This window comes from Bradyrhizobium sp. (assembly GCF_030697065.1).
In the GTDB taxonomy this organism is placed as follows: Bacteria; Pseudomonadota; Alphaproteobacteria; order Rhizobiales; family Xanthobacteraceae; genus Bradyrhizobium.
Window position 1 is genome coordinate 1 of the sequence record NZ_JAUYQU010000282.1, and the last position, 12,039, is coordinate 12,039.

A 12,039-nucleotide genomic window follows, 5' to 3' on the forward strand; every position below is an offset into this window, starting at 1 on the left:
CCCCCCCCCCCCCCCCCCCCCCCCCCCCCCCACCGCGCGCTTCGCGCGCGGGGGGAGGGGAGAAGGACGCATCCCGCTTGGCCACATCGTCGCTCGTTCCACGCGTCGACGCGCGCGCGCGATGCAGCGCGGCCTCGCCGCCGGAGCGGCGGTCCTTCGAATTATCCGGCGGCGGCCGCAATCCGGTGCCCGACCCCATGCCGGCATCGCCGCGGTTGATCGCGGGATTGAGCAGTTCCGCCAGCGCAGGCCCGATCGGCTGCACATCGGGACGATGGGCCTTGGATTTGGGAGTTTTCGCGGGCTTTTTCGGAGTGCCGGAGTTCTTCGCCATCAGACGAATATGGGATGAGTCCGGACGACATAAAAGGGCAAAACGCGCTTGGGAAACGGCGTGTTGCCATGTCAGCAGCTGTCAGCACGTCGAGGGTTCTTTTCCTTGTTCGAGCCCGCGATCTCCCTACAATGCCGGAATAGCAAAACATTGAGGAGATCAGGTGGCCGCTGAAATCAATCCGCTTGCCGGCAAGATCGTGGAACCCCGGATGCTGGCCAACGTGCCGCGGCTGGTGACGGCCTATTTTGCCGGCACGCCCGATCCGTCGGTTCAGGCGCAGCGGGTGTCGTTCGGCACGTCGGGACATCGCGGCTCCGCGCTCAATCATGCCTTCAACGAGGCGCATATCCTGGCGATCAGCCAGGCGCTGTGCGATCACCGCCAGCGCAGCGGCATCGACGGGCCGCTGTTCCTCGGCATCGATACCCACGCGCTGGCCGAGCCGGCGCTGGCCAGCGCGCTCGAAGTGTTCGCGGCCAACGGCATCGAGGTGATGATCGATGCGGATGACGGCTATACGCCGACGCCGGTGATCTCCCACGCGATCATCAGCTACAACAAGGGCCGCGACCGCGGTCTTGCCGACGGCGTCGTGATTTCGCCGTCGCATAACCCGCCGGAAGACGGCGGTTTCAAATACAATCCGCCCAATGGCGGCCCGGCGGATACCGACATCACCTCCGGAATCGAGCGCGCCGCAAACGGCTTTCTCGAGGACGCGTTGCGCGGCGTCCGGCGCATCCCCTATGACCGCGCGCGCAAGGCGGCTTGCGTTCACCGCCACGATTTCATCGCGCCCTATGTCGCCGACCTCGGCAACGTCGTCGATATGGAGGCGATCCGCGGCTCCGGCGTCCGGATCGGCATCGATCCCTTGGGCGGCGCCGGCGTGCGCTACTGGCAGCCGATCATCGAGCGCTATGGCCTCGCCGCGACCATCGTCAGCGACGCGGTCGATCCGACGTTTCGCTTCATGACCGTGGACTGGGACGGCAAGATCCGGATGGACTGCTCGTCGCCCTATGCGATGGCGCGGCTGATCGGGATGCGCGACCGGTTCGACGTCGCCTTCGCCAACGACACCGACGCCGACCGCCATGGCATCGTGACCGGGTCGAACGGGCTGATGAACCCGAACCATTACCTCGCCGCTGCCATCGCCTATCTGTTCGCCAACCGTCCGCAATGGCGCGGCGACAGCGCTATCGGCAAGACCATCGTCTCCAGCGCGATCATCGACCGTGTCGCGAAAAAGCTCGGCCGCGGCCTGGTCGAAACCCCCGTCGGCTTCAAATGGTTTGTCGACGGCCTGAGCGACGGCTCGTTCGGCTTTGCCGGCGAGGAAAGCGCCGGCGCCTCGTTCCTGCGCAGGGACGGATCGGTCTGGACCACCGACAAGGACGGCATCATCTTGGGCCTGTTGGCCGCCGAGATGACGGCGCGCACCAGGTCCGATCCGAGCCAATTGTTCGATCAGTTGACCGCCGAACTCGGCGTGCCGTTCTATGAGCGGATCGACGCGCCGGCGACACCGGTTCAGAAGAATCTGCTGAAGGGGCTGACCGCCGAGAAGCTGGCGATGGCGGAACTGGCCGGCGAGCCGGTTCGCGCGGTGCTGTCCGCGGCGCCCGGCAACGGCCAGCCTTTCGGCGGCATCAAGGTGACGTCGGACTCCGGATGGTTCGCGGCGCGGCCGTCGGGCACCGAGGATGTCTACAAGATCTATGCGGAGAGCTTTCGCAGCGAACACCACCTGCGGCAGATCCAGGACGACGCCCAGCGCGCCATCACGCATGCATTCGAGGTGGGCTAGGCCCTGTGCGGCGCGGGCGCGGGCCTGACGATATCCAGATGGATCCCGCCGCACTCCGTGCATCGCATGGCCCAGTATTCGGAGCCCGCCCGCCCGCCGATCACGCTCAGCACCGCCAGTTCGGAATCGCATTGCGGACAGCAGGATTGCACCGGGGGAGAAGCCGAGGCCGGCCGGAATTCGGGATCAAGCATAGGACGCTCACCTAAGGGCTTGAACTAGGCGGCCGACAGCTCCTGTTGCGGCTGCGCGAGCGCCGCGTACCGCGTGAGCCGGAGGCGGTCGATCTGGTTCCTGGCATCCGCCGCGGCGGACTCCGGATCGGGCCAGGCGAAGCCGATCTCGATCGCGGAAAACGCCACGCCGCCGACGATCATGGGAGTCCGGTCCGGCCGCCACAGCCTGGCGTGCCAGAGGCCCTTGCCGGCCTGGTAACATTCGATGGCAAAGCCCTCGTAGTTCATCGCTCAACTCCAGCTCATGCTGGGCCGATGACACCACAGGCCGGCCAAAACGAATGTGAACCGGCTCACATCAGGTCTGTTTTTTTGACCCTTGCCCCGGACCGCGGCCCCGCCGCCCCTGCGGCGCCCGGCTCAGGGAAACTTTTGGCAAGGCGGGCTATCTCCGTTTGCGCCGCCGGTACAGGCAAGGCAGATAAGAGGCGGAGATTCGCATGACCCCGCTTCTGATGGCCGCGCTCGGCTTGCTGATGGTCGCGACGGCGTTCCTGTCCGGCCTGTTCGGCATGGCCGGCGGGCTGATCCTGATCGGCGTGCTGCTGACCGTGCTGCCGCTGCCGTCGGCGATGGTGCTGCATGCGGTCACGCAGATGGCGTCGAACGGCTGGCGCGCCTTTCTGTGGCGCAGCCACATCCGCTGGCGGCCGGTCGCGATCTATCTGATCGGAGCCGGGCTGGCGCTCGGCGCCTGGTCGATCACCCGCTACGTGCCGGACAAGCCGATCGCGCTGCTGCTGCTGGGGGTGACGCCGTTCATGGCGCGGCTGACGCCGAAGGGCCTGAAGCCCAATCCCGACAGCATCGCGCAAGGCAGCTTCTACGGCTTCATCTGCATGGGCCTGATGCTGATGACCGGCGTCTCCGGGCCGCTGATGGACACCTTCTTCCTCGGCGGCAATTTCGGCCGCCGCGAGGTGGTCGCGACCAAGGCTGCCTGCCAGGTCGCCAGCCATCTCATAAAACTGGTTTATTTCGGCAGCATCATCGACCAGGCCGCCACGCTCGATCCCGTGCTCGCCGTGATCGCCGTGGCGGCGTCGATGGCCGGCACGACGCTGGCGCGGCGTTTCCTCGAGGCCATGACCGACCTCCAGTTCAGAACCTGGGCGGGATGGCTGATCACGACGGTCGCCTGCTATTACATCCTGTACGGAAGCTGGCTGCTGCTGGCGCCGTGGTTCGAAAGCAAGGCGCTCGCCTTTTGATCAAAGCAGACAGCGGTGGCTGGCAGCACGGACGCGCGGGTGCTCGATCTCTGCGAAAGGGCACACGACGCGCCGGCCGGCCTGGCCGCTTCGGTGCTTTCAAGGCCATCGAGCATTCGGTTCTACAAAACTATAAAACCAGTTTTATAGTTGTAATGGGTTCGCGCCTGAGGTATGTGGAAGCATGAATCGCAAGCTCGCCGCGCGCTGTCTCGCCGAACTGGGCAATTTGACCCGACTGGACATTTATCGGCTGCTGGTTCGGGCCGGACCGCCCGGCCTCAACATCACCGATATCCAGACCCGTCTCGACGTGCCGGCCTCCACGCTCGCCTTTCATCTCCGTGGGCTGGTTGGCGCTGGCCTTGTCACCCAGGAAAAAAGCGGGCGCACGGTGATCTGCCGCGCGAAGTACGGTCGTTTGGACGGGGTCATCGAATTCCTGCGCGAGCATTGCTGCGAAGGGTTTCAGGGTGACTTGCCGGCGGCGGCAATGCGCCGGGCGAGTTGAGCAATTGGGTGCGGCAAACCCGCGATCTTCCGCTCTCCACTATGGCTGGATCATACTGGGCGCAGGAACTTTCGGCGCCTTCATGACACTGCCCGGCCAGACGGCGGGCGTCTCGGTTTTCTTCGATCCGATCACCGCCGATCTCGGAATCTCGCGCACGTCGGCCTCGATCGCTTATGCCGTGGGCACGCTTGCAGGGATTCTGCCGGCACCATTGATCGGCCGCTGGATCGACCGGCGTGGACCGCGCCTGACGGCGACCATCATCGCCGCCGGCCTCGCTCTGGCTTGTGCGTTCATGGCCACGGTTCAATCCGCAACGATGCTGCTCGTCGGCTTTGCACTGTTGCGCGGCGCTGCGATCGGCGGCCTCAGCCTCGTCAGTCAGCAGGTGGTGAATTTGTGGTTCGTAAGGCGGCGCGGGATCGCCGCTGCGGCAGCCAGTCTCGGCCTCGCAGCCGGCGCCAGGCTGCGGCAGCCAGTCTCGGCCTCGCAGCCGGCGCCATGGTCTTCCCGAAGCTGATTGATGAGCTCATCTCGCTCTACGGCTGGCGGGGCGCCTATCTCGCCCTTGCAGGGCTTGTCGCACTCACCATTCTGCCGGTCGCAGCCCTGCTGTTTCGCGATCGGCCGGAAAAATTCGGCCTCAGCACGGACGCCGGACTGTTACTGGCCACAGCAGATCCGCCAGAGGAGCCTTCGTTCACGCGCGAGCAAGCGCTTCGTACCGGCGTGTTCTGGCTGCTGTGCGCGGCCGGCTTTCTCACCAATGCCATCGGCACGGCGCTCCTGCTGAATCACTTCTCGATCATGCAGACGGCCGGGATCGCACACCGCGACGCGCTGCTACTGCTCTCGCTGGTTGCTGGCGTTCAGGCCGTTGCCACGCTGGGCACCGGATTTCTGGTGGATCGCCATGAACCCCGGCATCTGGTTCCGCTTGCGATGTTGATGCTCGCCGTGGCGTCCGCTCTTCCGGCGTTTGGCAGCGGAATCGCAATCAGCGTGCTGTATGCGCTCAGTCTGGGGGCGGCGTACGGCTCGCAGCAAGCCGTCAATGCCGCCGGCTTCGCCCAGTATTTCGGCCGCGACCATCTTGGCGCGATCAGGGGAGCGTCGTTCGTTTTCGGCGTTGCCGGCGCGGCATTCGGGCCGTTGCCATTCGCGGCAAGCATCGATTGGACAGGAAGCTATGCCGCTGCCCTGATCGGTTGCCTTGTGCTTTGCCTTGCATGTGCCGCCGGCGCTCTCGCCGTCAAGCGGCCGACCAGCCCACCAATGAGTCCATGCCGCTAGAAGGCGACCGTGCTCCGCACGCCCACCAGCGCCCCGCTCTTGATCGCCGCATTCGGGGAAACCGGGTCCGGCACATGGCCGCCGGGATGGATGATGTATTGAAACACCGGCTGCACGGTCCAGCCCGGCTTGATCTGGGCCTGGTAGCTGAGCTCGATCGTCATTTCGTAATCACGGACCGGCTGGGCGATGCCCGAAAAGGCGATGGCGTCGCGGTCCAACGCGCGGGCCCGGTCGGACATCCTGGCGTAGATGAAGGACGCCCCGAACCTGTCGTCGGGACGGGTGGGGATCATGCCCGCGAACACGACGCCGCCGTCGAGGAAGAAGTTGATCAGGTTGCGGTCGGACGGGGCTGCTGAAATGCGGCTGAAGACGCTGATGCCGCTGTCGGGGCCGCCGCCTTCGGGCCGGTATAACTGCTGGTCGATGATGCCGTAAATGCCGCTGGTGCCGCGCAACTGGCGCGCGGTGCCGCTGCTGAGCGGATGCGCCAGCGAAAGCCCCGCGCCGTCGAATCTCTGGTCGTCGAACTTGCCGAAATGGTGCCAGCCGCCGAGCCGGACGATGCGCGCGAGCCCGCGGGAATCCTTCTCCTGGTTTGTGCGATGCTGGATCTCGCCCATCAGGAGCGGCGGGTCGTTGACCCGGAAATTGGTGCCGGTGCGGTTGACGACGGCCTGGTCGCCGGGATCGCCATTGTACAGTCCGAGCAGCATCGACAAGTTCGCGCCGGGGTCGAATTTCCATCGGACGCCGGGGGTGGCGAGCGGGTAGGCCGGCCCGCCGCTCGGTATGTTGGCTCCCATGATGGTGGGCCAGTCGCTGCTGATGAACATCCGGCTGTATTCGCTGATGAAGAATTCCGCGTCTGTCGTGAGCTGGCCGATGCGGATGCTGAAGCGGTCATCGAAGAATTTCTGTTCGAACCACAGCTCCGACAGCCGTGTCGAGGAGAACGCCTCAATGTTGCTGATGGTGACCAGGCTGGTGAAGTGCTGGTCGCGCGGGCCGGAGGAGCGGTGGATCTGAAAGGCATTGGCGAAGAAGCTCAGTCCCTGCCATCCGATCAGCTTCTCGAGGTTTGCGCCGACAGCCGTCTCAAGCTTGCCGCCATACAGCGCGCCCTGGCGGATGCCGCCCGAGACGTTGCCGAGCGCTTCACCCGTGTAGACCACGCCATAGGTGACGCCACGTTCGCTGAGCCATTTGCGAACACCGGCCGGGTCGCCGTTATCAGGCAAACTCGTTGCGATCGAGGGGACCAGGATTCCATCGGACGGTTGCGCCGTTGCTCCTTCGATGGGCGCCACAGCGAACAGGCTGGCGGCCAGGATTGGCCTTGCCCCGCGACAGATGGAACTCCATCTTTGCAATTGCAACTTAATCGCAAGAAGCGTGCGGAATGCGCCAAAACCGCCAGGTTGACCCACGATGCTCACGACAAACCCCAAATTGCGAATGGCTCGCAATTAGGATTGACACAGCCCGGTTCCCGAAGCAATCTTTTTTGCGATTAATTCGCAAAAGCAACAAAAGGCTTCAACAGCGGTTAGGACACCCCGGTGCGCGCGTTGCGGCCAGTCTGGAGAACAATCACATGAAGTCGAAGCCGATGAGCCGGCGGCTCGTGGCAATGCTGGCAGCGGTCCTGGCGGCGGCGTTCGCCGGCGCGGCGCTGGGCGTTCCGGCGCAGGCGCAAACCGCGCCGCGCAAGCCGTTTCGGGTCGTGACCACGTTCACGATCATTCAGGACATCGCGCAGAACGTCGCCGGCGACAAGGCCATCGTGGAATCGATCACCAAGCCTGGCGCCGAGATCCACGATTACCAGCCGACGCCGCTCGATATCGTGCGGGCGCAGGCGGCCGACCTCGTGCTGTGGAACGGCTTCAACCTCGAACGCTGGTTCGAGAAATTCTTCGAGAACGTCAAGGAGGTGCCGAGCGTGGTCGTCACCGAAGGCATCGAGCCGATGGGGATCGCCGAGGGTCCCTACAGCGGAAAGCCCAATCCGCATGCCTGGATGTCATCGTCCAGCGCGCTGATCTATGTCGACAACATCCGCAAGGCGCTGGTCAAATACGACCCGGCCAACGCGGAAGCCTATAGCAGGAACGCCGCGGAATATTCGGCGCGGATCAAGGCGCTCGACGAGCCCCTGCGCAAGCGGCTCGAGTCCATCCCCGAAGGCCAGCGCTGGCTGGTCTCGAGCGAAGGCGCGTTCAGCTATCTGGCGCGCGACTACAAGCTGCGCGAGGCCTATCTGTGGCCGATCAATGCCGACGAACAGGGCACGCCGCAGCAGGTTCGCAAGGTGATCGACCTCGTGCGCAAGAACAAGGTTCCGGTGGTTTTCAGCGAGAGCACGATCTCCGACCGCGCCGCCAAACAGGTCGCGCGCGAGACCGGCGCCCGCTATGGCGGCGTGCTATATGTCGACTCGCTCAGCGCCGCCGGTGGTCCGGTCCCCACCTATCTCGAGCTCCTGAAGGTGACCGTCGAGACGATTGCGAAGGGATTCGGCAAGTGAACGCATCCGCGCCGTTCACCGGCATCGCGCCGGACAGGGCGACGCCCGGCTCAAGCATTTCCGTGCGCAATCTCACGGTGAGCTATGCCAACGGCCTGACCGCGGTGCATGACGCCTCGTTCGAGCTCGACCCCGGTACGATCTGTGCGCTGGTCGGCGTCAACGGCAGCGGAAAATCCACCATCTTCAAGGCGATCATGGGTTTCGTGCAGCCGGCGGCAGGGGAGGTGAGGCTGTGCGGACTGAGCGTCAGTGAAGCGCTGAAGAAGAACATCGTCGCCTATGTGCCGCAGAGCGAGGACGTCGACTGGAATTTTCCGGTGCTGGTCGAGACCGTCGTGATGATGGGCCGCTACGGGCACATGAATTTCCTGCGGATGCCGTCGCGCGCCGATCGCTACAAGGTCGACCAGGCGCTGGAGCGCGTCGGCATGAGCGAATTTCGCCACCGCCAGATCGGCGAGCTGAGCGGCGGCCAGAAGAAGCGCGTCTTCCTGGCGCGCTCGCTGGCCCAGGAGGGCCGCATCATCCTGCTCGACGAGCCCTTCACCGGCATCGACGTCAAGACCGAGGCCGCCATCATCGGCCTGCTGCGCGAATTGCGGGCCGCCGGGCACCTGATGCTGGTCTCGACCCATAATCTCGGCAGCGTGCCGGAATTCTGCGACCAGGTCGTTCTCATCAACCGCACGGTGCTGGCATCCGGCCCGACGGCGCAGGTCTTCACCCAGGGAAATCTCGAGCGCGCCTTCGGCGGCGTGCTGCGCAACTTCCAGCTCGGCGGCACCGCGTTGCACGACGATGCCGACACCAGGCGGGTCACCGTGCTCACCGACGACGAGCGGCCGGTGGTGTTCTATGGCGACCGGGCCGACTCCCTCAGCAACACGAAGCCCGAGTAACATGGACTCCTTGTTCGCCGAGATGCTGGCTCCCTTCGGCTACAATTACATGCTGAAGGCGATGTGGGTGAGCGCGCTGGTCGGCGGCGTCTGCGCCTTCCTGTCGGCCTATCTGATGCTCAAGGGCTGGTCGCTGATGGGCGACGCGCTGGCGCACTCCATCGTGCCCGGCGTCGCTGCCGCCTATATCGTCGGGGCGCCGTTCGCGGTCGGCGCCTTCTTTGCCGGAATCCTGGCCGCCGGCGGCATGCAATTCGTCAAGCTGAATTCGCGGCTGCGCGAGGACGCCGTCATCGGCCTGGTGTTCACCACCCTGTTCGCGCTCGGCCTGCTGATGGCGTCGATCTGGCCGACGTCGGTCAGCATCCAGACCATCGTGCTCGGCAACATCCTGGCGATCTCGGATGAAGACGTGGTTCAGGTAGCGATCATCGCCGCGGTCTCCCTCGCCATCCTCACGGTGATCTGGAAAGACCTGATGGTGACGTTCTTCGACGAGAACCACGCCCGCAGCATCGGCCTCAACACCCGGGCGCTCAGGATCGTGTTCTTCACCTTGCTGAGCGCCTGCACGGTGGCGGCGCTGCAGACCGTCGGCGCCTGCCTCGTCATCGCCATGGTCGTGACCCCCGGTGCCACCGCCTATCTGCTCACCGATCGCTTCGGCCGGCTGATCCTGATCAGCGTCGCGCTCGGCGCGGTCACCAGCTTCGTCGGCGCCTACATCAGTTTCTTCCTCGATGGCGCCACCGGCGGGGTGATCGTCACGCTGCAGACGCTGTTGTTCATCGCGGCATTCGCGTTCGCGCCGAAGCACGGCGTGATCGCCGCGCGCCGCCGCCGTCTCGCCGTCGTGGAGTCGGAAGCATGATGATTTTGACCGACTGGATATCGGGGCCGCTGGCCTATCCGTTCATGCAGCGGGCGCTGGTGGTTTCCGTGATGGTGGCGGCGGTCTGCGCGGTGCTGTCGTGCTACCTCGTGCTGAAGGGCTGGTCGCTGATGGGCGACGCGATCTCGCATGCCGTGCTGCCGGGCATCGTGCTCGCCCATGTGCTGAGCCTGCCGCTGGCGCTCGGCGCTTTCGCCGCCGGCCTCTCCTGCGCGCTGCTGACCGGTTACCTCAAGGAGAACAGCCGCGTGAAGGAGGACACGGTGATGGGGATCGTGTTCTCGGGCATGTTCGGGCTCGGGCTCGTGATCTTCACCAAGGTGGATACCGACCAGCATCTCATGCACATCCTGTTCGGCAACGTATTGGGCGTGACCGCGCGGGATCTGGTCGAAACCGCCATCGTCGCCGGCGGCACGCTGCTGGTCGTGCTGGTCAAGCGGCGCGACCTCTTGCTCTACTGCTTCGATCCCAACCACGCCCGCTCGATCGGGCTGCCGGTGCGGGTGCTGCATTATGGCCTGCTGGTGCTGCTGTCGCTCACCATCGTCGCCTCGCTCAAGGCCGTCGGCATCATTCTCGTGGTTGCCATGCTGATCGCGCCGGGCGCCACGGCCTATCTTTTGACCGACAGTTTCGAGCGCATGCTGGTGATCGCGACCGCCACCGCCACCGTGTCGGCGGCGCTGGGAACCCTCGTCAGCTTCCATATCGACGGGGCGACCGGCGCCTGCATCGTGCTGACCCAGGCCACGTTCTTTATCCTGGCATTCCTGTTCGCGCCGAAGCGCGGCATTCTCAGGCAAACGCGCCATGTTTCGAACGCGCCGCTTCCGGACGCGGAAACGTAGAGCAACTTTCCATTCCGGTGCTTCATCGACACGTCGCGCGACTTCTTTGCTCCCCTCCTCCCACGCGCCCTTGCGCGTGGTGGGGAGGGGTCGGGGGTGGGGGGTATCTCCGCAAATTCGCTGCCAGTCGAATACGCCGATAGACCCCCCACCCCCGACCCCTCCCCACCGCTTCGCGGGAGGAGGGGAGAAGAAGCGCCTGCAAGCCCGCCTCTGCGCGCCTTCGTGAAACATTCGCCGAGATGCCAAGCGCTTCATCCATTGACTCGGCGCAGGCGATGCGGTGAACTTCATGCAATCGCATTCAAATCGGGGGCAACCCGTTTTTTTCCGCAGGACAGGGACGCGCCATGATCGACCTCTATTACTGGAGCACGCCGAACGGCCACAAGATCACGATGTTCCTCGAAGAGACCGGGCTGAAATACAAGGTCTTCCCGGTCAACATCGGCAAGGGTGAGCAGTTCAAGCCGGAATTCCTGGCGATCGCGCCGAACAACCGCATTCCCGCCATGGTCGATCACGAACCGAAGGGCGGCGGCAAGCCGATCGCGATCTTCGAATCCGGCGCGATGCTGCTGTACCTCGCCGAGAAGACCGGAAAATTCCTGCCCGCCGATTTCCATGGCCGCTACGACGCGATCCAGTGGACGTTCTGGCAGATGGGCGGGCTCGGGCCGATGGCCGGGCAGAACCACCACTTTCGAAATTACGCCGTGGAGAAAATCAAATATGCCATCGACCGCTATGTGAACGAGACCAACCGGCTCTATGGCGTGCTCAACAAGCGCCTTGCCGATCGCGAATTCGTCGCCGGCGAATACTCGATCGCCGACATGGCGAGCTATCCCTGGGTGGTCGGCTACAAGAACCAGGGCCAGGAAATCGACGACTTCCCGCATCTGAAGCGCTGGCTCGAGACCATCCGCGAACGGCCGGCAACGCAGCGCGCCTATGCCTTGGCCAAGGAGATCAATCCGAATTTCGGCCAGCCGGTGAACCGCACCGAGGAAGAGCGCAGGATCCTGTTCGGGCAGACCGCGTCGGTGGTGAGGTGACGCGTCGTCGTCATCATGGGCGGATGATCCAGTAAAACGCAGCCGGCTGGGGTCAAACGAACGTCACGGCGGCGCGTGATCCATCGGCGGTCCGTTGATGGAGGCCGCCGCTCATCCCTTCGGAAAACCCACGGTCTGCGACAGCAGCACCTGCTGGTCGTGGCCGAGTCCCAGCGCGTTGGCGATGGCGTCGCGGTCGATCCAGGCGCGGATCACGGCGGAAAGCCCGTTGCCCGCGGCGAACAGATTGACGTTATGCGCGATCGCGCCGGCGGCGGCGGACGCAAAACTCTCGCGGCTGGCGACCGGCACCAGCATCATGCGGCCGTGGTCGGCGACGTAGACGAGGTCGAGCGGCGCCTCGTCGACGAAGTCCTGATAGCCGGTCACCCGTCGCAG

At 64.8% G+C, this 12,039-nt stretch carries 13 protein-coding genes and 1 pseudogene; 10 read left to right on the plus strand and 4 right to left on the minus strand.

Annotated elements, in window-relative coordinates; genetic code table 11:
- Window positions 1-334: pseudogene (locus tag Q8R73_RS22125) on the minus strand (excinuclease ABC subunit UvrB); the annotation flags it as partial.
- Window positions 335-497: 163 nt separating this feature from the next.
- Here Q8R73_RS22125 and pgm point away from each other — a divergent pair.
- Window positions 498-2,150, plus strand: coding sequence for a phosphoglucomutase (alpha-D-glucose-1,6-bisphosphate-dependent) (gene pgm, locus Q8R73_RS22130; protein ID WP_305721681.1), 1,653 nt, complete (start codon window positions 498-500; stop codon window positions 2,148-2,150).
- 218 nt (window positions 2,151-2,368) lie between these two features.
- On the opposite strand, the gene Q8R73_RS22140 is transcribed toward pgm, so the two are convergent.
- On the minus strand, window positions 2,369-2,614 hold the full coding sequence (locus Q8R73_RS22140) for a hypothetical protein (protein WP_305721683.1): 246 nt from the start codon (window positions 2,612-2,614) through the stop codon (window positions 2,369-2,371).
- A gap of 212 nt (window positions 2,615-2,826) precedes the next feature.
- On the opposite strand from Q8R73_RS22140, the gene Q8R73_RS22145 reads away from it, so the two are divergent.
- The 4 genes from Q8R73_RS22145 (at window position 2,827) to Q8R73_RS22160 (ending at window position 5,404) form a co-directional block, all read left to right on the plus strand.
- Window positions 2,827-3,597 carry a sulfite exporter TauE/SafE family protein gene (locus Q8R73_RS22145; protein WP_305721684.1) on the plus strand — a complete coding sequence of 257 codons (771 nt, stop codon included), beginning with the start codon at window positions 2,827-2,829 and terminating at the stop codon, window positions 3,595-3,597.
- A 184-nt stretch (window positions 3,598-3,781) separates the two neighbouring features.
- Window positions 3,782-4,108 (plus strand): helix-turn-helix transcriptional regulator, encoded by a 327-nt coding sequence (locus Q8R73_RS22150; protein WP_305721685.1) that lies wholly within the window; start codon window positions 3,782-3,784, stop codon window positions 4,106-4,108.
- Between the two features lie 82 nt (window positions 4,109-4,190).
- Window positions 4,191-4,631, plus strand: coding sequence for an MFS transporter (locus Q8R73_RS22155; protein ID WP_305721686.1), 441 nt, complete (start codon window positions 4,191-4,193; stop codon window positions 4,629-4,631).
- Window positions 4,613-5,404, plus strand: a complete 792-nt coding sequence (locus tag Q8R73_RS22160; RefSeq protein WP_305721687.1) for an MFS transporter — start codon at window positions 4,613-4,615, stop codon at window positions 5,402-5,404. Before Q8R73_RS22155 ends, Q8R73_RS22160 begins: the two co-directional genes overlap by 19 nt.
- Here Q8R73_RS22160 and Q8R73_RS22165 read toward each other — a convergent pair.
- Window positions 5,401-6,648, minus strand: coding sequence for a carbohydrate porin (locus Q8R73_RS22165; protein ID WP_305721688.1), 1,248 nt, complete (start codon window positions 6,646-6,648; stop codon window positions 5,401-5,403). The two genes, Q8R73_RS22160 and Q8R73_RS22165, sit on opposite strands and share 4 nt — an antisense overlap.
- Window positions 6,649-7,004: 356 nt before the next feature.
- Here Q8R73_RS22165 and Q8R73_RS22170 point away from each other — a divergent pair, with 356 nt between their 5' ends.
- From Q8R73_RS22170 to Q8R73_RS22190, 5 genes are all read left to right on the plus strand, one after another.
- Window positions 7,005-7,937 (plus strand): metal ABC transporter substrate-binding protein, encoded by a 933-nt coding sequence (locus Q8R73_RS22170; RefSeq protein ID WP_305721689.1) that lies wholly within the window; start codon window positions 7,005-7,007, stop codon window positions 7,935-7,937.
- Window positions 7,934-8,839, plus strand: a complete 906-nt coding sequence (locus Q8R73_RS22175) for a manganese/iron ABC transporter ATP-binding protein (RefSeq protein WP_305721690.1) — start codon at window positions 7,934-7,936, stop codon at window positions 8,837-8,839. The genes Q8R73_RS22170 and Q8R73_RS22175 overlap by 4 nt, the downstream gene beginning before the upstream one ends.
- 1 nt (window position 8,840) lies before the next feature.
- Window positions 8,841-9,710 (plus strand): metal ABC transporter permease, encoded by an 870-nt coding sequence (locus tag Q8R73_RS22180; RefSeq protein ID WP_305721691.1) that lies wholly within the window; start codon window positions 8,841-8,843, stop codon window positions 9,708-9,710.
- Window positions 9,707-10,582 carry a metal ABC transporter permease gene (locus Q8R73_RS22185; RefSeq protein ID WP_305721692.1) on the plus strand — a complete coding sequence of 292 codons (876 nt, stop codon included), beginning with the start codon at window positions 9,707-9,709 and terminating at the stop codon, window positions 10,580-10,582. The genes Q8R73_RS22180 and Q8R73_RS22185 overlap by 4 nt, the downstream gene beginning before the upstream one ends.
- A gap of 350 nt (window positions 10,583-10,932) precedes the next feature.
- Window positions 10,933-11,640: a glutathione binding-like protein gene (locus tag Q8R73_RS22190; RefSeq protein WP_305721693.1), complete on the plus strand. Its 708-nt coding sequence runs from the start codon at window positions 10,933-10,935 to the stop codon at window positions 11,638-11,640.
- A 111-nt stretch (window positions 11,641-11,751) separates the two neighbouring features.
- Here Q8R73_RS22190 and Q8R73_RS22195 read toward each other — a convergent pair.
- Window positions 11,752-12,039, minus strand: a 288-nt coding sequence (locus Q8R73_RS22195) for a nitroreductase family protein (protein ID WP_305721694.1), incomplete at its 5' end; no start/stop codon positions are given.

Excerpts from the sequence above, each read along its gene's own strand:
- Q8R73_RS22185 (WP_305721692.1), top strand. The coding sequence starts at position 9,707 with ATGATGATTTTGACCGACTGGATATCGGGGCCGCTGGCCTATCCGTTC.
- Q8R73_RS22160 (WP_305721687.1), top strand. The coding sequence starts at position 4,613 with ATGGTCTTCCCGAAGCTGATTGATGAGCTCATCTCGCTCTACGGCTGG.
- Q8R73_RS22170 (WP_305721689.1), top strand. The coding sequence starts at position 7,005 with ATGAAGTCGAAGCCGATGAGCCGGCGGCTCGTGGCAATGCTGGCAGCG.
- Q8R73_RS22140 (WP_305721683.1), bottom strand. The coding sequence starts at position 2,614 with ATGAACTACGAGGGCTTTGCCATCGAATGTTACCAGGCCGGCAAGGGC.
- Q8R73_RS22145 (WP_305721684.1), top strand. The coding sequence starts at position 2,827 with ATGACCCCGCTTCTGATGGCCGCGCTCGGCTTGCTGATGGTCGCGACG.
- Q8R73_RS22150 (WP_305721685.1), top strand. The coding sequence starts at position 3,782 with ATGAATCGCAAGCTCGCCGCGCGCTGTCTCGCCGAACTGGGCAATTTG.
- Q8R73_RS22190 (WP_305721693.1), top strand. The coding sequence starts at position 10,933 with ATGATCGACCTCTATTACTGGAGCACGCCGAACGGCCACAAGATCACG.
- Q8R73_RS22155 (WP_305721686.1), top strand. The coding sequence starts at position 4,191 with ATGACACTGCCCGGCCAGACGGCGGGCGTCTCGGTTTTCTTCGATCCG.
- Q8R73_RS22180 (WP_305721691.1), top strand. The coding sequence starts at position 8,841 with ATGGACTCCTTGTTCGCCGAGATGCTGGCTCCCTTCGGCTACAATTAC.